General features: G+C 72.3%; 20 protein-coding genes. 5 read left to right on the forward strand and 15 right to left on the reverse strand.

What is annotated here, in order from left to right; all coding sequences use genetic code 11:
• Positions 1–5: 5 nt before the first annotated feature.
• From QWM81_RS09355 to QWM81_RS09365, 3 genes are all read right to left on the reverse strand, one after another.
• Positions 6–3,884, reverse strand: a complete 3,879-nt coding sequence (locus tag QWM81_RS09355; protein ID WP_290111293.1) for an AAA family ATPase — start codon at positions 3,882–3,884, stop codon at positions 6–8.
• Between the two features lie 217 nt (positions 3,885–4,101).
• A complete protein-coding gene (locus QWM81_RS09360; protein WP_073754570.1) occupies positions 4,102–4,311 on the reverse strand; it encodes a hypothetical protein in 210 nt (69 codons plus the stop codon).
• Between the two features lie 399 nt (positions 4,312–4,710).
• Positions 4,711–4,992, reverse strand: coding sequence for an acylphosphatase (locus QWM81_RS09365; protein WP_290111294.1), 282 nt, complete (start codon positions 4,990–4,992; stop codon positions 4,711–4,713).
• Between the two features lie 145 nt (positions 4,993–5,137).
• On the opposite strand from QWM81_RS09365, the gene QWM81_RS09370 reads away from it, so the two are divergent.
• Entirely contained in the window at positions 5,138–5,977 is an 840-nt protein-coding gene (locus QWM81_RS09370) for a CAP domain-containing protein (protein ID WP_290111295.1), read from the forward strand.
• 40 nt (positions 5,978–6,017) lie between these two features.
• Positions 6,018–6,395, forward strand: a complete 378-nt coding sequence (locus QWM81_RS09375; RefSeq protein WP_290111297.1) for a winged helix-turn-helix transcriptional regulator — start codon at positions 6,018–6,020, stop codon at positions 6,393–6,395.
• Here QWM81_RS09375 and mutM read toward each other — a convergent pair.
• The 9 genes from mutM to QWM81_RS09420 form a co-directional block, all read right to left on the reverse strand.
• Positions 6,368–7,228 carry a bifunctional DNA-formamidopyrimidine glycosylase/DNA-(apurinic or apyrimidinic site) lyase gene (mutM, locus tag QWM81_RS09380; protein WP_290111299.1) on the reverse strand — a complete coding sequence of 287 codons (861 nt, stop codon included), beginning with the start codon at positions 7,226–7,228 and terminating at the stop codon, positions 6,368–6,370. The genes QWM81_RS09375 and mutM overlap by 28 nt on opposite strands.
• Before the next feature lie 91 nt (positions 7,229–7,319).
• Positions 7,320–8,291 carry a ribonuclease III gene (gene rnc, locus QWM81_RS09385; RefSeq protein ID WP_290111300.1) on the reverse strand — a complete coding sequence of 324 codons (972 nt, stop codon included), beginning with the start codon at positions 8,289–8,291 and terminating at the stop codon, positions 7,320–7,322.
• A gap of 8 nt (positions 8,292–8,299) precedes the next feature.
• Complete coding sequence (gene rpmF / locus QWM81_RS09390) at positions 8,300–8,473, reverse strand: 50S ribosomal protein L32 (protein WP_030496967.1); 174 nt, start codon at positions 8,471–8,473, stop codon at positions 8,300–8,302.
• A gap of 2 nt (positions 8,474–8,475) precedes the next feature.
• Positions 8,476–9,111 (reverse strand): YceD family protein, encoded by a 636-nt coding sequence (locus tag QWM81_RS09395; RefSeq protein WP_290111343.1) that lies wholly within the window; start codon positions 9,109–9,111, stop codon positions 8,476–8,478.
• Positions 9,112–9,251: 140 nt separating this feature from the next.
• Positions 9,252–10,298: a F0F1 ATP synthase subunit B gene (locus tag QWM81_RS09400; RefSeq protein ID WP_290111344.1), complete on the reverse strand. Its 1,047-nt coding sequence runs from the start codon at positions 10,296–10,298 to the stop codon at positions 9,252–9,254.
• A 99-nt stretch (positions 10,299–10,397) separates the two neighbouring features.
• Positions 10,398–10,877, reverse strand: a complete 480-nt coding sequence (coaD, locus tag QWM81_RS09405) for a pantetheine-phosphate adenylyltransferase (RefSeq protein WP_290111345.1) — start codon at positions 10,875–10,877, stop codon at positions 10,398–10,400.
• Positions 10,878–10,903: 26 nt separating this feature from the next.
• A complete protein-coding gene (gene rsmD, locus QWM81_RS09410; RefSeq protein ID WP_290111301.1) occupies positions 10,904–11,488 on the reverse strand; it encodes a 16S rRNA (guanine(966)-N(2))-methyltransferase RsmD in 585 nt (194 codons plus the stop codon).
• Positions 11,489–11,555: 67 nt separating this feature from the next.
• Positions 11,556–13,757, reverse strand: coding sequence for an ATP-dependent DNA helicase RecG (gene recG / locus QWM81_RS09415; RefSeq protein ID WP_290111302.1), 2,202 nt, complete (start codon positions 13,755–13,757; stop codon positions 11,556–11,558).
• Positions 13,758–13,818: 61 nt separating this feature from the next.
• Positions 13,819–15,396 carry a DAK2 domain-containing protein gene (locus QWM81_RS09420; protein WP_290111304.1) on the reverse strand — a complete coding sequence of 526 codons (1,578 nt, stop codon included), beginning with the start codon at positions 15,394–15,396 and terminating at the stop codon, positions 13,819–13,821.
• 239 nt (positions 15,397–15,635) lie between these two features.
• Here QWM81_RS09420 and rpmB point away from each other — a divergent pair, with 239 nt between their 5' ends.
• A complete protein-coding gene (gene rpmB, locus QWM81_RS09425; RefSeq protein WP_064070327.1) occupies positions 15,636–15,821 on the forward strand; it encodes a 50S ribosomal protein L28 in 186 nt (61 codons plus the stop codon).
• 127 nt (positions 15,822–15,948) lie between these two features.
• Here the strand turns inward: rpmB and thiD are convergent, their stop codons facing one another.
• Entirely contained in the window at positions 15,949–16,731 is a 783-nt protein-coding gene (thiD, locus tag QWM81_RS09430) for a bifunctional hydroxymethylpyrimidine kinase/phosphomethylpyrimidine kinase (protein ID WP_290111306.1), read from the reverse strand.
• Positions 16,728–17,690: a thiamine-phosphate kinase gene (locus QWM81_RS09435; protein WP_290111307.1), complete on the reverse strand. Its 963-nt coding sequence runs from the start codon at positions 17,688–17,690 to the stop codon at positions 16,728–16,730. Before QWM81_RS09435 ends, thiD begins: the two co-directional genes overlap by 4 nt.
• A 215-nt stretch (positions 17,691–17,905) precedes the next feature.
• On the opposite strand from QWM81_RS09435, the gene QWM81_RS09440 reads away from it, so the two are divergent.
• Both QWM81_RS09440 and QWM81_RS09445 read left to right on the forward strand, forming a co-directional pair.
• Positions 17,906–18,139: an Lrp/AsnC family transcriptional regulator gene (locus QWM81_RS09440; RefSeq protein ID WP_290111309.1), complete on the forward strand. Its 234-nt coding sequence runs from the start codon at positions 17,906–17,908 to the stop codon at positions 18,137–18,139.
• Positions 18,140–18,162: 23 nt separating this feature from the next.
• Positions 18,163–18,648 carry a DUF3515 domain-containing protein gene (locus tag QWM81_RS09445; protein ID WP_290111346.1) on the forward strand — a complete coding sequence of 162 codons (486 nt, stop codon included), beginning with the start codon at positions 18,163–18,165 and terminating at the stop codon, positions 18,646–18,648.
• Between the two features lie 50 nt (positions 18,649–18,698).
• On the opposite strand, the gene QWM81_RS09450 is transcribed toward QWM81_RS09445, so the two are convergent.
• The gene (locus QWM81_RS09450) at positions 18,699–19,847 is read right to left on the reverse strand and encodes a D-alanine--D-alanine ligase family protein (protein ID WP_290111311.1); all 1,149 of its coding nucleotides are present in this window, start codon (positions 19,845–19,847) and stop codon (positions 18,699–18,701) included.
• Positions 19,848–19,856: the final 9 nt, after the last annotated feature.

A 19,856-nucleotide genomic window follows, 5' to 3' on the forward strand; every position in this document is an offset into this window, starting at 1 on the left:
GGCGCTCAGCGCAGGCGCTGGCTGATCACCTTGGACACCCCGTCGCCCTGCATGGACACGCCATAGAGCGCGTCCGCGACCTCCATGGTCCGCTTCTGGTGGGTGATCACGATCAGCTGGGAGCTCTCCTGGAGCTCCTGCATGATCCGGATCAGCCGCTGGAGGTTGGTGTCGTCCAGCGCCGCCTCGACCTCGTCCATCACATAGAAGGGGCTCGGCCGCGCCTTGAAGATCGACACCAGCATCGCGACGGCCGTCAGCGACCGCTCCCCGCCGGACAGCAGCGACAGCCGCTTGACCTTCTTGCCGGGCGGGCGGGCCTCGACGTCCACGCCCGTGGTGAGCATGTTGTCGGGATCGGTCAGGACGAGCCGCCCCTCGCCGCCGGGGAAGAGCCGCGAGAAGACACCCTCGAACTCCCGGGCCGTGTCCCGGTACGCCTCCGTGAACACCTGCTCGACGCGTTCGTCCACCTCCTTCACCACCTGAAGGAGGTCGGCCCGCGTCTTCTTCAGGTCTTCGAGCTGCTCGGAGAGGAACTGGTGGCGCTCCTCCAGCGCCGCGAACTCCTCCAGCGCGAGGGGATTGACCTTTCCGAGCTGTTGGTAGGCCCGTTCCGCCGACTTCAGTCGTTTTTCCTGCTCCGCCCGGACGAAACGTCTCGGCTGGTTGCGCGGGTGCTCAGGGTCCTCCGGCAGGTCTTCGCCCTCGGCGGGCAGGGACGGCGGGACGAGCTGGTCGGGCCCGTACTCGGCCACCAGGCCGGCCGGCTCCACGCCCAGTTCCTCCAGCGCCTTGGTCTCCAGCTGCTCGATCCGCAGCCGCTTCTCCGCGCCGAGCACCTCGCCCCGGTGGACCGAGTCCGTGAGCTTGTCCAGCTCGGCCTTCAGCTCCCGGCCCCGCACGCGGGCGGCGGCCAGGTCCCGTTCGCGCGCCGCCTTGGCGGCCTCGGCGGCGGCCCGCTCCCGCTCGGCCCGTACGAGGGACACCTCCACGTGCGCCAGCAGCTGCCGCGCGCCCGACGCCACCGCCGCGGCGACCTCCGCCTCATGGCGCAGCCGGGCGCGGCGCCGCTCCGCACGCGCGCGTGCCTCCCGTTCCGCGCGGGCGCCGCGGTCCAGGGCGTCGGCCCGCCCCGCCAGGCCCTTGACCCGCTCCTCGTGCGTACGCACCTGGAGGCGGGCCTCCATCTCGGTCTGGCGGGCGTTGGCCCCATCGGCGGCGAGCCGGTCGCGCACGGAGGTGTCGGGCTCCTCCTCGGCCGGCGCCTCCTCGGCGACCGCCAGCCGCTCGGCCAGCTCCTCGGCCTCTTCGGTGGCCCTCTCCAGGGCCTCCTGGGCGCGGGCCGCGGCCGCGGCCGTACGCTCGGCCTCGCCCGCCGCGCCACGGGCCTGCCCGGCGAGCCGGCCGAGCTGCTGGGCGACCTGCGACTTCTCGCGGTCGGCGGCCCGGCGCCGCTCCCCCAGCTCCTCGACGCGCGCGGCGCACTCGCCCCGCCGCTCGGTCGCCTCCCGCTGCCGTACGGCCAGTTCCTCGCACCGTACGGCCAGCTCCGCCAGCTCGGCGGCCGCCTCGTCGACGGACGCCTGCACCTCCAGCAGGCTGGGCGCCCCGGCGGACCCGCCCTGCGCGAAGTGCGCCCCGAGTACGTCGCCCTCGGCGGTGACCGCGATCGCCTCCGGGTGCGCGGCGACCAGGTCCTCGGCGTCCTCCAGCGTCCCGACGACGACCATGCCCCGCACGAGCCGCCGCACGGCCGCGACCAGCCCCTCGGGCCCCTGCACGAGCTCGGCCACCGGGGGTGCGACGGTCGCGGCACCGCGAGTGGCCGTCGCCCGCCCGGCGGACGCGGCACCGCCGGCGCCCGGGTCTCGCACCGCCTCGGCGGCCGAGGCACCGCCAGCACCCAGCCCTCCCGCCTGCCCGGAGCCCTCGGCGCCCCCAGCACCCGCGCCCCCCACCGCCTCGGCGGACGAGGGACCGCCCGTGCCCGCGCCGCCCACCGGCACGGCGGCCGGGGCACCGCCCGTGCCCGCGCCGCCCACCGGCACGCCGGCCACCGCCGAACCCCGGTCGGGGGACGCGACACCACCGGCCCGGGTGGCGGCAGGCGCCGCCTGGTTGGGCACCAGAGGGGGCTGCCCGCCCGCAGGGGCACCGCCCTGCGGAGGGGCCACCAGCAGGGCGGCGCGGCCCGCGTCCTGCTTGCGCAGCAGCCGGATCGCCTCGGCGGCCGTGGCCGGGTCCCGGACCGCGATCGCGTCGGCGGCCGCGCCCAGTGCGGCGGCGACCGGCACCTCGTAGCCGGGGGTCACGGTGAGGAGTTCGGCGGCCGGGCCCAGCAGGCCGGCGAGCCGGTCCTCGGCCGCCAGCAGCGCGCCCGTGCCGTCCTTGCGGCGCAGCCCGAGCGCCAGGGCATCGTGCCGTGCGGCCACAGCGGCCCGCTTCCGTTCCGCCGTGGTGACAGCCTCCCGCGCGGCCGTGAGCGCGGCCTCCGCGTCGGCGAGTTCCCGCTTGGCGGCCTCGTGCCGGCCGGCCAGTTCGGCGTCGCCCTCGTCCAGCCCGTCGACCTCGGCCTTGAGCGCCTCGTACTCCTCCTGAGCGGCGACCGCGCGCTCCTGTGCCTCGTCGCGGGCGGCTGCCAGCCGGTCGATCTCGGCCTGCGCGGAGGCGGCGCGCGAGCGGGCCGCGCCCACCTGCCCGGACAGCCGGGCCAGGCCCTCGCGGCGGTCGGCGATCGCCCGGGCCGCGTCCTTCAGCCGCCGCTCCTCCACCGCGAGCGCGCGCTCCAGTTCGGCGCGGTGGGCGACGGTGTCCTCCAGCGCACGTTCGGCCGCCTCCAGCGCGGCCTCCAGCTCCGCTTCCTGCTCGCGGATGCGGGCGGCCTCCCGCTCCATGTCCTCGGGGTCGCGCCCGCGCCGCTCCTCCACCGGCGGCGCGGTGGCGCTCTTGACCCGCGCGTCGGCCAGCGAGATCGTGCCGCGCACCCGCTCGGCGAGCTGCGACAGCTCGTACCAGGTCTGCTGGGCGCGCTGGAGGCGCGGCGCGAGGCGCCGTACCTCGTCCTCAAGGTCGGCCTCCCGCGCGAGCGCCGCCTTCAGCTCGGCCTCCGCCCGCTCCTTGCGCTCCTTGAGCGCCGCCTCGTCGGCGATCTCCGCCTTCAGCGCCTCCTGGAGGCGTACGAGATCGTCGGCGAGGAGCCGCAGCCGGGCGTCGCGCAGGTCTGCCTGGATGACGGCGGCCCGCCGCGCCACCGCGGCCTGCCGCCCCAGCGGCTTGAGCTGCCGCCGCAGCTCGTCGGTGAGGTCCTGTACGCGGGCGAGGTTGGCCCGCATCGCGTCCAACTTCCGCAGCGCCTTCTCCTTGCGCTTGCGGTGCTTGAGGACGCCCGCGGCCTCCTCGATGAACGCCCGGCGGCCCATCGGGTCGGCGTGCAGTACGGAGTCCAGCTGGCCCTGCCCGACGATCACATGCATTTCGCGGCCGATACCGGAATCGCTGAGAAGATCTTGGATATCGAGCAGCCGGCACGTATCGCCGTTGATCTGATATTCGCTGCCGCCATTGCGGAACATGATCCGTGTGATGGTGACTTCGGCGTAGTCGATGGGCAGCGCGCCGTCGGAGTTGTCGATGGTGAGCGAGACCTCGGCGCGGCCCAGCGGCGGCCGGCCGGTCGTCCCGGCGAAGATGACGTCCTCCATCTTGCCGCCGCGCAGCGACTTCGCGCCCTGCTCCCCCATGACCCAGGAGAGGGCGTCCACCACATTGGACTTGCCCGAGCCGTTCGGCCCCACGACGCAGGTGATTCCCGGCTCGAACCGGAGTGTCGTGGCGGAGGCGAACGATTTGAACCCGCGCAGGGTCAGGGCCTTGAGGTGCACGCCCCCGGACTCTACCTGTCGAGTCTCGTTTGACTCACGAATGCGCAGGGCACATCAGACGTTAAGGCGCGGGGGCGGAGGGGTGGAACGGCGGTGAACACAGGGGGCGAAAAGAAGAAGGGACGCCGAAGCGTCCCTTGCATATCTCGCGAGAGTGTTTCTCACCCTGCCCGTTACCGTCAGATGCCGATACGGGCCTTGCCGGCGGGGGCTGGGATCAGGTGAGCGCAGGCTCCGCCTTGGGTACGTCGATGTCGATGCCGTCGAGCAGCGACTCGCTGTGTGCGGCGGCGTTGAGCGCGTCGTTCTCGGACTGGATCCGTACCAGCTCGGACTCAAGGTCCTGAACGCGCTGCTGAAGCCGTCGCATCTCGGCGAGAAGTCGCGGGTCGGAACCGCCGACATAACCGAGAAGCGCCTTTGCCATGACTTTTGGTCCTCCACACTGAGTGACCGACCGAAGCGGTGTGGGTCGTGAGGGTTCGCACCCGCGGTGTCCAGCAGTGCTTGGTGCTGCTGCGTTCTCACTGCCAAACAGCTAAGGTGCGCGGGGCTTCCAGAGTCTCACCAAAAAGTTTGACGGTCAACACGATCACGCACGGCATCGGGGGCAACCGGGGGGCCTGCGGCCGCGGATGATGCGGCGGCGCCTCTCGCGCGGTGTCCCAGGGGCGTAGAAGGATCCTGTGGATCATCCTTACCCGCGCAGCCTGGCATGACAAGCGATTCTTGGCAACCACCAGGTCATTTCTGCCGTACGCACATGCCGGGCGCACTTTGCGGGCTGCCGGCGCGCGGGACGGACCCGGCACCGGCCTCAAGATCATCAGCGGATGTCAAAGCCGTCGTACCCTCCGCGCGGGGCATCCCAGATCTCGGTGACTCCGTCGACGCGCCCGGGTGTGTCGCCGGAGCGGAGCCATTCCAGCAAACGGTGGCAATTCTCACTCGGGCCCTCGGCCACCACCTGCACCCTGCCGTCCTCAAGGTTGGAGGCGAAACCGGTGAGGCCGCCGATCTCCAGAGCGTTTGCCCTGGTGAACCAGCGGAAGCCCACTCCCTGTACCCGGCCGCGCACCCAGGCGGTGAGCCGTGCGTCGTCGTTCATGGCTGCACGCTAACCGGCCAATCCCCCACGGAGCACTTCCGCCCCAGGCGTCATGGCGTACAGTCCCGACGCAATGACCCCTCACTCGTTCGGGTGAGTCACCTTGACGTCCTGACCAGACGTTGAACCAGGAAGGGCAGAGCAGATGGGACGCCACCGGAAAAAGCGGGCCGTGGTGCCCGTACGGACCGGGCTGCTCGGCGCCTCCGCCGCGATGGCGGTCGGCGCCGTCGCCGTGGCCTCCGGCCTGCTGCCCGGCGGCGACACCTTCACCGTCGGCGGCGGCACCTCCGGCGAGCGGGTACACGCCGGGCGCTCCCCCGACCTGAACGCGCAGGGCGGTTCCGGCGTCACCGCGAGCGACCGTCCGTCCGCCTCCGCGAGCCGGAGCGCCGAGCGGGCCCCCACGCCGTCCAAGACGCCGTCCCCGACCCCGTCCAAGCCCTCCGCGCCGAAGACGAAGCAGGCCGAGCAGCCGAAGCGGACCAAGGCGCCGGCGCCGAAGAAGACGGCCGTCGAGAGCGCGGCCCCCCTGCGTACCGCCACGCCCGAGAAGACCACGGAGCGCCCCAAGGCCCCCTCCGGCCCCGCCGCCGTGACCGGCCGCCAGGCGGCCGCCGAGGCCGCGGTGCTGAACCTGGTCAACGCCGAGCGGGCCACGGTGGGCTGCGCCCCGGTACGCGCCTCCGCCCCGCTGGCATCGCTGGCCAGGGCGTTCAGCCAGGACATGGCCGAGCGCGGTTTCTTCTCGCACACCGACCCGGACGGGGCCACGCCCTGGGACCGCGCCGCCAAGGCGGGCGTCGAGGGCCTGGGCGCCGAGAACATAGCCCGCGGCCAGGCGGACGCCGAGGCCGTGATGGAGTCCTGGATGAACAGCGACGGTCACCGCGCCAACATCCTCAACTGCGACTACACGACACTGGGCGTCGGCGTGCACTTCGGCGAGGGCGGCCCCTGGTGGACGCAGAGCTTCGGCTTCTGAGGCCTCGGACCTGTTGAACCCCCGCAGTACGCTGGCGGACATGGATGAGGGCCTGGCGTTCGACGTGTTCTCCCGGCAGTGCCCCTCACGCGGCACGCTGGAGCATGTGACGGGGCGGTGGGGCGCGCTGACCCTGACCGCGCTGTCCGAGAGCGGCTTCCGCTTCAACGAGCTGCGGCGCCGCGTGGACGGGGTGAGCGAGAAGATGCTCTCCCAGACGCTGCACGCCCTGGAGCGGGACGGTCTGGTCCACCGGGAGGCCCAGCCGACGAACCCGCCGCGCGTCGACTACGAGCTGACGCCCCTCGGGCGGGCCGTCGCCGAGCGCCTCCTCGGGCTGATCGAGCTGGTCGAGGCCCGGATGCCCGAGGTCATCGCCGCCCGCGAGCGTTATGACGCGGCGCGCGGCGGGCGCTGACAACGGGGGCAGTAGTAGCTGGAGCGGTTCATCCAGGGGCGGCGGCGTATGGGGGTGCCGCACCGCCGGCAGGGCTCGCCTTCGCGGCCGTACGCGTCCAGGGACCGGTCGAAGTATCCGGACTCGCCGTTGACGTTGACGTACAGGCTGTCGAAGCTGGTGCCGCCGACCGCGAGGGCGGCGGTCATCACCTCCCGTACGTGGCCGAGGAGTTCCACGGACCGCGGGCGGGTGAGGGCCGTGGTGGGGCGGTCGTAGTGGAGGCGGGAGCGCCACAGCGCCTCGTCCGCGTAGATATTGCCGACACCGCTGATCAAGGACTGGTCGAGCAGGGCGCGTTTGACCGTCGTACGCCGCAGGCGCAGCGCGACATGGAAGGCGGTGTCGTCGAAGTCGGGGTCGAGCGGGTCGCGGGCGATGTGCGCGATGGGCAGCGGCAGCCCCTCGGGGGTGTTCTCGTGGAGCGAGAGCCCGCCGAAGGTCCGCTGGTCGACGAAGCGCAGCTCGGTGCCGAGGGCGTCCTCGAAGCGCACCCGGATACGGAGGTGCTTCTCGTCCGGGGCGTCCGAGGGCTGGACGAGCAGCTGCCCGCTCATGCCCAGGTGCCCCAGCACGGACGCGTCGGTGTCCGCCAGCGGCAGCCACAGGTACTTGCCGCGCCGCCGGGCGACGCCGAAGCGGTGCCCCTTCAGCCGGGCCGCGAAGTCCTCGCCGCCGGCGAGGTGCCGCCGTACGGCACGGGGGTGCAGGACCTGGACGTCCGCGACGGTCCGGCCACTGACCCAGCGCTCCAGGCCGCGCCGTACGACTTCGACCTCGGGCAGCTCGGGCACGGCGGTCCTCCGGAGGGTGGAAGAAGAGGGGGGTGGAAGGGGAAAACCCCGCCGCACCGGGGTGCGACGGGGGCTCGGGAAGCGAACGCGGTCAGGCCGTGGCCGAGTCCGCGGGGGTGTGGGGAGATTCCGGGCCCGAAGAGGTGTCGGCGGCCTCTCCTGGTGCACGGCCAGAGCCGGCTACGGCTTCGGCTCCCGGGACCGATTCGGCTTCGGCCGCAGGGCCGGAGCCGTCGCCGGATCCGGCTTCGACGCCGGAGCCGTCGCCGGCCGCGGCTGTGGCCGCGGCCTTTGCCCTGGCCGCCGTCTCCCGTTCGTCCGCGGCGGCCCGGATGGCCCGCCAGGCGGACTCCGCGGCCTGCTGCTCCGCTTCCTTCTTGCTGCGGCCGGTGCCGGTGCCGTACGAGACACCACCGACGCGGGCAGCAGCAGTGAAGGTCTTCTCGTGGTCCGGTCCGGTCTCGGTGACCAGGTACTCCGGAACGCCGAGGCCTTCGGCGGCGGTGAGTTCCTGGAGGCTGGTCTTCCAGTCCAGGCCCGCGCCGAGGTTCGAGGACTTCTCGATCAGCGGGTCGAAGAGCCGGTGCACCAGCTCGGACGCCGCGTCGAGGCCCTGGTCGAGATAGACCGCGCCGATCACCGCTTCAAGGGTGTCGGCGAGGATGGATGCCTTGTCCCGGCCTCCGGTGCCTTCCTCGCCCCGGCCGAGCCGGATGAAGGAGCCCAGGTCGAGGCCGCGGCCGACCTCCGCCAGCGCACGCGAGTTGACCACCGCGGCCCGCAACTTGGCCAGCTGGCCTTCGGGCAGGTCGGGGTGGGTGCGGTACAGCGTGTCCGTGACCACCAGGCCGAGCACGGAGTCCCCGAGGAACTCCAGGCGCTCATTGGTGGGCAGGCCGCCGTTCTCGTATGCGTACGAACGGTGGGTCAGCGCACGCACCAGAAGGGCGGACTCGAGCTTGTACCCGAGCCGCCCTTCCAGAAGCGTGTGGGACGAGGCCGTGTTCTCCGCCTGCTTCTTGGCGTCATCCGCCGTTTTCTGGCTAGACACGGTGCCTCTCACCAGCCCGCTCAGACCGAGAGGACCTGGCGCTTGTTGTACGTGCCGCAGCTGGGGCACGCGATGTGCTGCTGCTTCGGCTCCTGGCAACGCTCACACGAAACCAGGGTGGGGACCGCAGCCTTCCACTGCGACCGGCGGTGGCGCGTGTTGCTGCGCGACATCTTCCGCTTCGGAACAGCCACGGCTACTTCTCCTGCTTCTCGTCGACGCCCGGTTCGGCGCCGCTCATGTTGTCCTTCTCGCCGGTCCCGAGTGAATCGGCGAGTCCCTGCAGTGCCGCCCAACGGATGTCGACGGCGTCATGGTGGTGGTCCGGGTCGTCGTTCAGGCTGGCCCCGCACTCGGGGCACAGGCCGGCACAGTCCTCCCGGCACACCGGCTGCATCGGCAGTGCGAGCACCACCGCATCACGCAGCACGGGCTCGAGGTCGAACATGCCGTCCTCGAGGGGAATGATGTCCTCGTCGTCCTCGGCATCGTCGTCCGCGGCCGCGTAACGGCCCCGGTCATCGGTGTCGGGGTACGAGAACATCTCCTGGAAATCCGCCGCGACATCCTGGCGCAGCGGCTCCAGACACCTTACGCACTCCCCCTCGGCCGACGCACGGGCGGTGCCTGTGACGAGCACCCCTTCCATGACCGACTCGAGGCGGATCTCCAGCACGACTTCCGAGCCCTGCGGCACGCCGATGACCGCGGCGATGCCGAGGTTCTCGGGGGCCTGGACCGAGCGGGACAACCGCTGGAGGGCACCAGGACGCCGCCCCAGCTCGTGCGTGTCGAACACGAGGGGGTTGCGGTGGTCGAGGCGCGTACTCAGGGTTCTTCCTGCTTTCGGATCGTGTGGGGGGCGGCCCAGCGTCAGAATGGACGCCGACGCGGGCACGCGAGATCGCGGACGTACTCGCGACCGAAGAGCCAGGATACTGGACGCTTCGCCCACAGCCCAATCCGGGCCGGTCAGTGCCCCTGTTCGTAACGGCGCAGCTGCTCCAGGTCGATCATGCTGGTGTCGAAGAAGCTGGTCTCGTCCAGCGCGGCGGTCCGGGGCTGCGGCTGCTGTTCGTACGCGTAGGGCTGCTGGCCGTAGCCCTGGTCCTGCTGCCCGCCATGGTGCCCGCTCTGCTGCCCGCTCTGATCGTAGCCCTGGTAGGCGTACGGGTCGGGCTGGTAGGCGTAGGCGTCCTGGGGCTGGTGGGGCGGCTGGTAGGCGTACGGGTCGGGCTGCTGGGCCGGGATGTGCGGCTGGTGGACCGGCCGCGCGGCGGGCTCGGGGTCGGCCAGCTCGGCCAGGCCCGCGAGGTAGTCGGCGTCGGAGGTGTGCTGCTGGGGCGCGCCCGCCGCGTCCTGGGCGGCCATGTGGGCGCCGAGGTCGTCGGTGGCGATCCGGCCGTGGAGCTTCTGGCGGCCGCGGCCGACCGCCTCCAGGGTCTTGGACAGCACCGCTTCGAAGGCGCCCAGCTTGGCGTCGACGTAGTCGTCCGCGCGCCGGATCAGGGTCTGCGGGTCCGCGCTGTACTCGGGGGCGTCCTCGTCGGCGTACCCCTGGTCGTCCAGGCCCGGGCCGCGGCCGAGGAGCTTCTCGCGGCCGCGGTCCACCGAGCCGATGGTCTTGGTGAGGACGACCTCGAAGTTGGCGAGCTTGGAGTCGACGTAGTCGTCGGCCTCGGCGCGGATCTCCTCGGCCTCGCGGCGGGCCTCGGCGAGGATGCGGTCGGCCTCTTCCTGCGACTGGCGGGCGATCTGGGTGTCGGAGATCAGCGCGCCGCGCTCGGCGTGGGCCGCCTCGATGATCCGCTGGGCCTCGGCGCGGGCCTGCTCGACCAGCTGCTCGCGGCCGCCGATCAGCTCCTGGGCCTGGGCGAGGGAGCCGGGCAGGGCCTCGCGCAGCTCATCGAGCAGCGCGAGAAGTTGGGCGCGGTTGACCACGCACGAGGCCGACATGGGCATGGAACGGGCGTTTTCGACCGTCTCGACGATCTCGTCGAGCTTCTTCTGCACGTCCACCGTGTGCTCGCCACTCTCTACAGCCGGATTGGAGACGGACGGCACGACTGTAAGGCCAGTCGGCGGGGGCCCGACACCGAGTGGCGGACTGTCAGTTGCTCACTTCTCGCCGAGGCGCTTGACCAGGGCCTCGTGGACGACCGGCGGCAGGAGGTGCGAGACGTCACCGCCCCAGGCGGCGACCTCCTTGACCAGGGAGGAGGAGAGGAAGCTGTAGGTGGGGTTGGTCGGCACGAAGAGGGTCTCGACGCCGGAGAGGCCGTTGTTCATCTGGGCCATCTGGAGCTCGTAGTCGAAGTCGCTGACGGCCCGGAGCCCCTTGACGATGGCGGGGATGTCTCGCTCCTTGCAGAAGTCGACCAGCAGACCGTGGTGGGACTCCACCTGGACGTTGCCGTACTCACTGGTGACCTGGCGGATGAGCTCCATCCGCTCCTCCACCGTGAACAGGCCCTTCTTGGACTGGTTGATCATCACCGCGACGTGGACCACGTCGTACAGCTTGGAGGCGCGGGCGATGATGTCGAGGTGTCCGTTGGTGATGGGGTCGAACGACCCCGGACAGACTGCTCGGCGCAACTGAAGTCCCTCGCTCTCCGGTCCGGTCATCGTGCGTCTTCGCACGTAGAGGCGGCGCGACCGTACCAAAACGTTCCCTCGCCGTAGCGACGGGCCCGCAGCGGCTCGAACCCGGCCGGCCAGGCGAATTCCCCGCCTCTGGTGCTGCGCTCCACGGTGACGAGCGCACCGTCCGCGAGCCAGCCTTTGGTGCGGAGTGTGAGCAGGATCTCGCCAAGATCGCCGTCCGGGACCGCGTACGGCGGGTCGAGGAAGACGATGTCGTACGGGTCGGAAGGCGCCGGTCCCGTCACGATCTGTTCGGCTTTGCCGGTGCGGACCTCGGCGCCGGCCAGGCCGAGCCCCCGGACGTTCTCGCGGACGGTACGGACGGCGCGGCTGTCGGCCTCGACGAGCAGGGCGTGGGACGCGCCACGGGACAGGGCTTCCAGGCCCACGGCGCCGGACCCGGCGTACAGATCGGCGATCCGGACGCCGTCGAGCCTCCCGAGAAGCGCCTCCCAGGTGGAGAAGAGCCCCTCGCGCGCCCGGTCGGAGGTGGGGCGGGTGCCGTTGCCCGGCGGTACGGCCAGGCGGCGTCCGCCGGCCGCACCGGCGATCACGCGGGTCATCTCAGTCCTCGTCGTCCTCGGGTTGGTGGTGACTCCACGATATGGGTTCGCGTGCCGAATGCACCGGTCAGCCCTTCTCCAGATACTGCTCCCGCTCCTTGTCGAGCAGGGCGTGCAGGGCCGTGCGCAACTCGGGGAGGTGTTCCAGCTCCGGGTCGGCGCTGACGACGGCCGCCGCCTCCTCGCGGGCGGCCGCGATGACGTCCTCGTCCTCGATGACCGCCAGCATCCGGAGGCTGGAGCGCACGCCGGACTGGGCCTGGCCGAGCACGTCGCCCTCGCGGCGCTGTTCGAGGTCGATACGGGACAGCTCGAAGCCGTCCAGGGTGGAGGCGACGGCGGCGAGCCGCCGACGGGCGGGGCTCGCCTCCGGCATGTCGGTGACCAGCAGGCAGAGCCCGGGCGCGGAACCCCGCCCCACGCGGCCGCGCAGCTGGTGCAGCTGGGAGACGCCGAACCGGTCGGCGTCCATGATCACCATGGCCGTGGCGTTGGGGACGTTGACGCCGACCTCGATGACGGTCGTGGCGACCAGGACGTCGGCCTCGCCGGCGGCGAAGCGGCGCATGACGGCGTCCTTGTCGTCGGGCGCCATCCTGCCGTGCAGCACCTCGACGCGCAGACCGGCGAGCGGCCCCTTGGCGAGCTGGTCGGCGACGTCCAGGACGGCCAGCGGGGGCCGCTTCTCCGCCTCGTCCTCCGGGGACTTCTTCCCCCTCGCCTCGGCCGTCTCGTCGAGGGCGTCGCCGATGCGGGGGCAGACCACATACGCCTGGTGGCCGTTCTCCACCTCCTCGCGGACCCGGTCCCAGGCACGGGCCAGGAAGTGCGGCTTGTCGGCCGCCGGGACGACATGGCTGGCGATCGGGGAGCGGCCGGCCGGCAGCTGGTCGAGGACGGAGGTCTCCAGGTCGCCGAAGACGGTCATGGCGACCGTGCGCGGAATGGGCGTGGCGGTCATCACCAGCAGGTGCGGCGGCTGCTTGCCCTTGCCGCGCAGGGCGTCGCGCTGTTCGACGCCGAAGCGGTGCTGCTCGTCCACGACGACCAGGCCCAGGTCGTGGAACTGGACCTTGTCCTCGATCAGCGCGTGCGTGCCGATCACGATGCCCGCCTCGCCGGTGACCAGGTCGAGCAGTGCCTGGCGGCGGGCGGCGGCGCTCATGGAGCCGGTGAGGAGGACCACCTTGGTGGCCTTCTCGGCGCCGCCCAGCATGCCCCCTTCGGCCAGCTCGCCCATCATCTCGGTGATGGACCGGTGGTGCTGCTGGGCCAGCACCTCGGTGGGGGCCAGCATGGCGGCCTGGCCGCCTGCGTCGACCACGGCGAGCATCGCGCGCAGGGCCACCATGGTCTTGCCCGAGCCCACCTCTCCTTGGAGGAGGCGGTGCATCGGGTGCTCGGTGGCGAGGTCGTCGAAGATCTCCCTGGAGACCTTCTCCTGGCCCTCGGTGAGCGTGAACGGCAGCTTGGCGTCGAACGCGGCGAGGATGCCGTCCGGGGCGGGTTTCCGCGCCACGGCGGGCAGTTGCGTGTCGGCGTACCGGCGGCGGGCTAGGGCGACCTGGAGGACGAACGCCTCGTCCCACTTGAGCCGGTCGCGGGCGTCGGCGATGTCCGCCTTGGTGCGCGGGCGGTGGATCTTGCGCAGGGCCTCGGGCAGGCCGATGAGCCCGCGCCCCTCGCGCAGTGCGGGCGGCAGCGGATCGACGGCGTCCGCCGCGCTGGGGAGCACCGCGTCGACCGCCTTGGCGATCTTCCAGGACTCCAGCTTGGTGGTGGCCGGGTAGATCGGGATGAGCGCCCCGGCCCACGAGTCCACGGCGCCGTCACCCTCCTCGCCGCGCAGCAGCTCGTACGCGGGGTGGGCGAGCTGCGTCTTGCGGTTGAAGACGGACACCTTGCCGGCGAACATCGCGCGGGTGCCGGGCAGCAGGTCCTTGTGCGGCTTGTGGACGCCCTTGCCGAAGAAGACCAGTTGCAGCCGTCCGCTGCCGTCGGTGATCGTCACCTCCAGCCGCTGGCCGCGCCCCTTGGCGCTGTTGAACGTCAGCACGCGCGCGTCCGCGACGCGCGCGACCACGGTGACGTGCTCGTCCAGCGGCAGGTCGGCGAGCGTGGTGAGCTCACCTCGCTCCGCGTACCGCCGCGGGTAGTGGTGGAGCAGGTCGCCGACGGTGTGCAGGTCGAGGTGCTCGGCCATCACCTTGGCGGTGGCGGGGCCGAGCAGCTTCTTCAGTGGTTCGTCGAACGCGGGCACGGGATCCATTGCACACCACGCCACTGACAAGCGCGTACACCTGTGGACGGCGCGGCCCGCGGGGGGCGGGTCATTCGACGCCGATGAGGAGCAGGGGGGCCTGCGGGCCGCCGTGGTAGGTGTGGGTGTCGACGGCCAGGTGCGTTTCGCGGACGTGGGTTTCCAGGCGGTCGGCGAGGGATTCCGGGGCGTCGTCGGCGATGACCAGGGTGACCAGTTCGCCGCCCGCCGAGAGCATCCGGTCCAGGACGGTCTCGGCGGTCGCCGCCACGTCGTGGCCGATCACCGCCACATCGCCGTCGATGAGGCCCAGGACGTCGCCGGCCTGGCAGACGCCCGCCGAGGTGAACGACTGGCGCTCGGCGACGGCGAGTTCGCCGTACCGGGTGGTGCCCGCCGCGGCCGTCATGGCGACCACGTCCTCGTCGAAGCGGCGGTCCGGTTCGTGGACGGCGAGCGCGGCGATGCCCTGGACGGCGGCCCGGGTCGGGATGAGCGCGACCCGGATGCCCTCCGCGCGGGCCTGCTCCGCGGCGGCCGCGGCGGTGTGCCGCAGGGCGGCGTCGTTCGGCAGCAGGACGACCTCGCGCGCGTGGGCCCGCCTGATGGCCTCGACGAGTTCGCCGCTGGCCGGGGGCTCGCCGGGGCGGGCCAGCACCGTGGTGGCGCCGGCCTCGGCGCACAGGCCCGCGAGCCCCTCGCCCGGCAGGACCGCCACCACGGCACGCCCCGTGCGTTCCTCGGGCGCCGCGTCCATGCCGAAATGGGTGATCCGAATCCGGTACGGGCGTCCCGCCTCGACGCCGGCCTCCACGGCCGCCCCCGGGTCGTCAACGTGCACGTGGACGTTCCAGAGCCCGTCGCCGCCCACTACGACCAGGGAGTCGCCGAGCGTGTCGAGCCGGCCGCGCAGCCGCGCCACGGCCGCGTCGTCCGCCTCCAGCAGGTAGATGACCTCGAACGCGGGGCCACCGTCCGCGCACGGCTCGACCGGGGCCGCGACGGCCGCCCTGGGGCCGCGCACCGGTCGCGCGGGCGCCTCCCCCGACACCGCCTCGACCAGCGCGCCCAGCACCGTGACCAGCCCGCGCCCGCCCGCGTCCACGACGCCCGCCCGCTCCAGGACGGCGAGCTGGGTGGGCGTGGCCTCCAGGGCCGTACGGGCACCGGCGTACGCGGCGCGCGCCACGCGGACCACGTCGGCACCGTCGGGCGCGGCCGACGCCGCCGCGGCCGACGCCACGCTCAGGATGGTGCCCTCGACCGGGTGCGCGACCGCCTGCCGGGCCGACGTGGCCGCCCTGCGGAGGGCCCGCGCCAGGTGGTCGCCGTCGTGGCCCTCGGCCAGGACCTCGGCCATGCCCCGCAGCAGCTGCGCCAGGATCGTCCCGGAGTTGCCCCGCGCGCCGATGAGCGCGCCGTGCGCCATGGCCCGCACCGCGTCGCCGAAGTCGGGCGCCGTGATGGCCGCGAACACGGCCTCCACCGCCTGGTGGGCGGATTCGACCGTCAAGTACAGATTGGTGCCGGTGTCCCCGTCCGCGACCGGGTAGACGTTGATCGCGTCGATCTCCTCGCGCTCCCGGCCCAGCGCCTCCAGAGCGAGTGAGCACCAGGTACGGACCACGGTGGAGTCGATCTGCGGCACCTGGTGATCCTCCTTGGGCTGCGGGCTGCACCGCAGGGTAGACCCGCATGAGGCCAGGGCCCCCCGCGGGGGCCGGGCGAGCCGTGGTAGTTTCGTTGTACCGAAGCGGTCGTTGTATGCTGCTCCGGTTGCCCGATGAAAGTCGGGCCATTCCCCCGGCAACGCCACTTCAGTCACCAGACCTGATTCCGGCTCGCCGGATTTCACTGTAAGTGCACCTGAAGTCTTTGGAGTGACCCGTGGCTGCCAACTGCGACGTCTGCGGCAAGGGGCCGGGCTTCGGCAACAACATCTCGCACTCGCACCGCCGTACGTCTCGTCGCTGGAACCCGAACATCCAGCGCGTGCGTGCCGTGGTCAGTGGGACGCCGAAGCGGCTCAACGCTTGCACCTCGTGCATCAAGGCCGGCAAGGTCTCGCGCTAACGCGACGGCGTTTCGTCGTAGCGCAGCCTCTGCGGTTGCCTTGAAAAGCCGGTCCACCTCGGTGGACCGGCTTTTTGCCGTACCCGGCGCGGCGCCGTAGACCCCCGTCGTCGTAGCCCGGCCCCCGCTACCGGAACCGCCAGCCGTGGTCCACCGGGCCGATCCCGCCGCCCAGCGCGAACCCCGCCGCGATCGCCCCCGTGACGTACGCCTTGGCCTCCCGTACCGCGTCCGGCACCGTCATGCCCTTGCCCAGCCCCGCGGCCACCGCCGAGGCGAGCGTGCAGCCCGTGCCGTGCGTGTGCCGGTTGTCGTGCCGGGGCGCCCGCAGCCAGTGCTCCTCGGCGCCGTCGGTCAGCAGGTCCACCGCGTCACCGGCCAGGTGCCCGCCCTTGATCAGCGCCCAGCGCGGCCCGTACGCCAGCACCGCGGCCGCCGCCCGCCGCAGATCGGCTTCCTCCGCCACCCGTACGCCGGTGAGCTGGGCCACCTCGTCCAGGTTGGGCGTCGCCACCGTCGCGACGGGCAGCAGCTTCGTCCGTACGGAATCGAGCGCGGAGGCCGCCAGCAGCGGGTCCCCGTGCTTGGAGACCCCGACCGGGTCGACCACGACGGGCGCGGCCGTCCCCGCGAGCAGCTCCGCGACCGTCTCGACCAGCGGGGCGGACGCCAGCATGCCGGTCTTCACGGCCTGCACGCCGATGTCGTCGACGACGCTGCGGTACTGGGCGCGGACCGCCTCCACCGGCAGTTCCCAGGCGCCCTGGACGCCCAGCGAGTTCTGCGCGGTGACGGCGGTGATCACGCTCATGCCGTGCACGCCGAGCGCCAGCATGGTCTTCAGGTCGGCCTGGATGCCGGCGCCGCCACCGGAGTCGGACCCGGCGACCGTCAGGACGCGGGGTATCACTGGTCCTCCCCGAAGTGGTCCCAGCCGCCCGTGGTGTGCCAGGGCGCGCCGTCCACGGTCACCTGGGGCAGCGCGGAGGGGTTGAGGACCTCGCCGATCACCTTCCAGCGGGCCGGGAGCTTCACGTCCGGCGGGAAGGTGGCGACGATGGCGTGGTCCTCTCCCCCGGTCAGGACCCACTGCATGGGGTCGACGCCGACGGCCTGCCCGATGTCGTTCATCTGGGTCGGGATGTCGATGAGGCCCGAGCGCAGGTCGATGCGGACCTTGCTGGCCTCGGCGATGTGCCCGAGGTCGGCGATCAGGCCGTCGCTGACGTCGCACATGGCGGTCGCCCCGAGCCCGGCGGCCGCCGGGCCCGCGTGGTAGGGCGGCTCGGGGCGCCGGTGCGCCTCGACGAAGGCGCGCGGCGAGCGGAAGCCGCGCGAGAGGACCGCATACCCGGCCGCCGACCAGCCCAGCCAGCCGGTGTACGCGACGACGTCGCCGGGCTGCGCGCCGGCCCGGGTGACAGGTTCGTGGTTACGCAGGTCGCCGAGGGCGGTGATGGCCACGGTGATCGTGTCACCGCGTACGACGTCGCCGCCGACCACGGCCGCGCCGGCGACCTGGCACTCGTCGCGCAGGCCGTCCATCAGCTCGGTGGGCCAGGTGACCGGGAGTTCGGCCGGGACGACCAGGCCGAGCAGCAGGGCGGTGGGTACGGCGCCCATGGCGGCGATGTCCGCGAGGTTCTGCGCGGCGGCCTTGCGGCCCACGTCGTAGGCGGTGGACCAGTCGCGGCGGAAGTGCCGTCCCTCCAGCAGGATGTCCGTGCTGGCCACCACGCGCCGGTCGGGTGCGGCGACGACCGCGGCGTCGTCGCCCGGCCCGACCCGTACCGCCGGGGTGGAGGTGAGCCGGGAGGTGAGCTCCCTGATGAGCCCGAACTCGCCCAGCTCGCCCACAGTGCCCTTCACCGAGGTTCACCTCTCCATGTCATCGTGGCCCCGCGCGACTCGTGGTCGCGCGTCGTCACTGCTCTGGGTACCGTCAAGTAGACCGCCAACTCCGTGTGGCGTGCGCCGACCTCCCGCGCCATGGGCCGCGCGGGTCTCCCCGCGGCCCGCGGCGACGCGGTACCGTGGCGTCCCTTTGTTCCCCACAAGATCCTCGTGGCCGCCCTGGAGGTTCCGTGGTACAGGCGTACATCCTCATTCAGACCGAGGTGGGTAAGGCGTCGACGGTCGCCGAGACCATCTCCAAGATCCCGGGGGTGATCCAGGCCGAGGACGTGACAGGTCCGTACGACGTGATTGTGCGCGCTGAGGCCGACACGGTGGACGAACTCGGTCGCATGGTGGTCGCCAGGGTCCAGCAAGTGGACGGGATCACGCGCACCCTGACCTGCCCGGTCGTACACCTCTAGCCCCCGTCTACCCTGAGCCGGTGATGTCTTCGCACCGGCTTCGCCGTCTGCCCGCCCTGCCCGCCGTCGCCGCTGCCGCCGCTGTCCTGCTGGCGGCCGCGGGCTGTTCCGCCACGGACGCACAGGCGTCGATCACGGTTCCCAGCCCGCCGCCGGAGGAAGCCGCCGTGTGCAGCGCGCTGCACGAGGAGCTGCCGGAGAAGGTCTCGGGACTCGACCGGAGTGATCCGGAGCCGGATTCCGAGCTGACCGCCGGTTGGGGGGACGGGGCGATCGTACTGCGCTGCGGTGTCGCGCGGCCCGCCGGTATGAGCGATCCCGGGGCGGACGCCGTCGAGGTGGACGGGGTCGACTGGCTGCTGGAGCAGCGGGAGGGCGGCGGGACCCGCTTCACCACGACGTACCGCACGGCGTACGTCGAGGTGACGCTGGACGAGCGGTTCACCGAGATGACGCCGCTGCTGGATCTCGCCGCCCCGGTCAGGAAGACGGTTCCGAAGAGCCTCTAAGCGCTCAAGCGCCCGTGGAGGCCCGGGGCCGCAAGGGTCTTGGTGGCCGCTCAGCGCAGCCCGGTCGGGCGGCGCAGCGCGGCCTGGATGAGCCGGTCGACCAGCTCGGGGTAGCTCACGCCGCTCTCCTGCCACATGCGCGGGTACATGGAGATGGGTGTGAAGCCCGGCATGGTGTTGATCTCGTTGATGACGAACTCGCCGTCGTCGGTGAGGAAGAAGTCCGCGCGGACCAGGCCCTCACAGGACGCCGCCTCGAACGCGGCGATCGCGAGCCGCTGCACCTCGGCGGTCTGCTCGGGGGTGATCGGGGCGGGGACGACACCGGAGGCCGAGTCGATGTACTTGGCCTCGAAGTCGTAGAAGTCGTGGTCGGTGACCGGCGGGATCCAGGCGGGCACGGACGCGCGCGGGCCGTCCTCGAACTCCAGGACGCCGCACTCGATCTCGCGGCCGGTCAGCAGCGACTCCACGATGATCTTGGGGTCGTGGCGCCGGGCCTCCTCGATCGCCGCGTCGAGTCCGGAGAGGTCGTCCACCTTGGTGATGCCCATCGAGGAGCCGCCCCTGGCGGGCTTCACGAACAGCGGCCAGCCGTGCTCACCGGCGAAGTCGGCGATCTTCTTCCGGGCGGCGGAAGGATCCTGCGCCCACTCCCGGGGGCGGATCACCTCGTACGGGCAGACGGGCAGCCCGAAGGAGCGGAAGACCCGCTTCATGTACTCCTTGTCCTGGCCGACGGCCGAGGAGAGCACCCCGGCGCCGACGTAGGGCACACCGGCGAGCTCCAGCAGCCCCTGGAGGGTGCCGTCCTCGCCGTACGGGCCGTGCAGCATCGGGAAGACGACGTCGACGTCACCGAGGGCCTTGGGCACCGCGCCGGGCTCGCTGTAGACGACCTCGCGGTTGGCGGGGTCGACGGACAGGACGACGCTGCCCTCGTCGGACTCGGCGAGGTCGGCGACGCTCGGCAGCGTGCGGCCGGCGATGGCCATCCGCTCCGGTTCGTCGGCGGTCAGCGCCCAGCGGCCGTCGGTGGTGATGCCGATGGGCAGCACGTCGTACTTGGTCCGGTCGATGGCGCGCAGGACGGCACCCGCCGTGACGACGGAGATGGCGTGCTCGGAGCTGCGTCCGCCGAAGACTACGGCCACGCGCGGCTTGCGCCCAGTGCTGGTGGGGAGGTTCTCGCTGCTCATATCGCGTTG

It is taken from the genome of Streptomyces ficellus (assembly GCF_030406405.1).
Classification (GTDB): Bacteria; Actinomycetota; Actinomycetes; order Streptomycetales; family Streptomycetaceae; genus Streptomyces; species Streptomyces ficellus_B.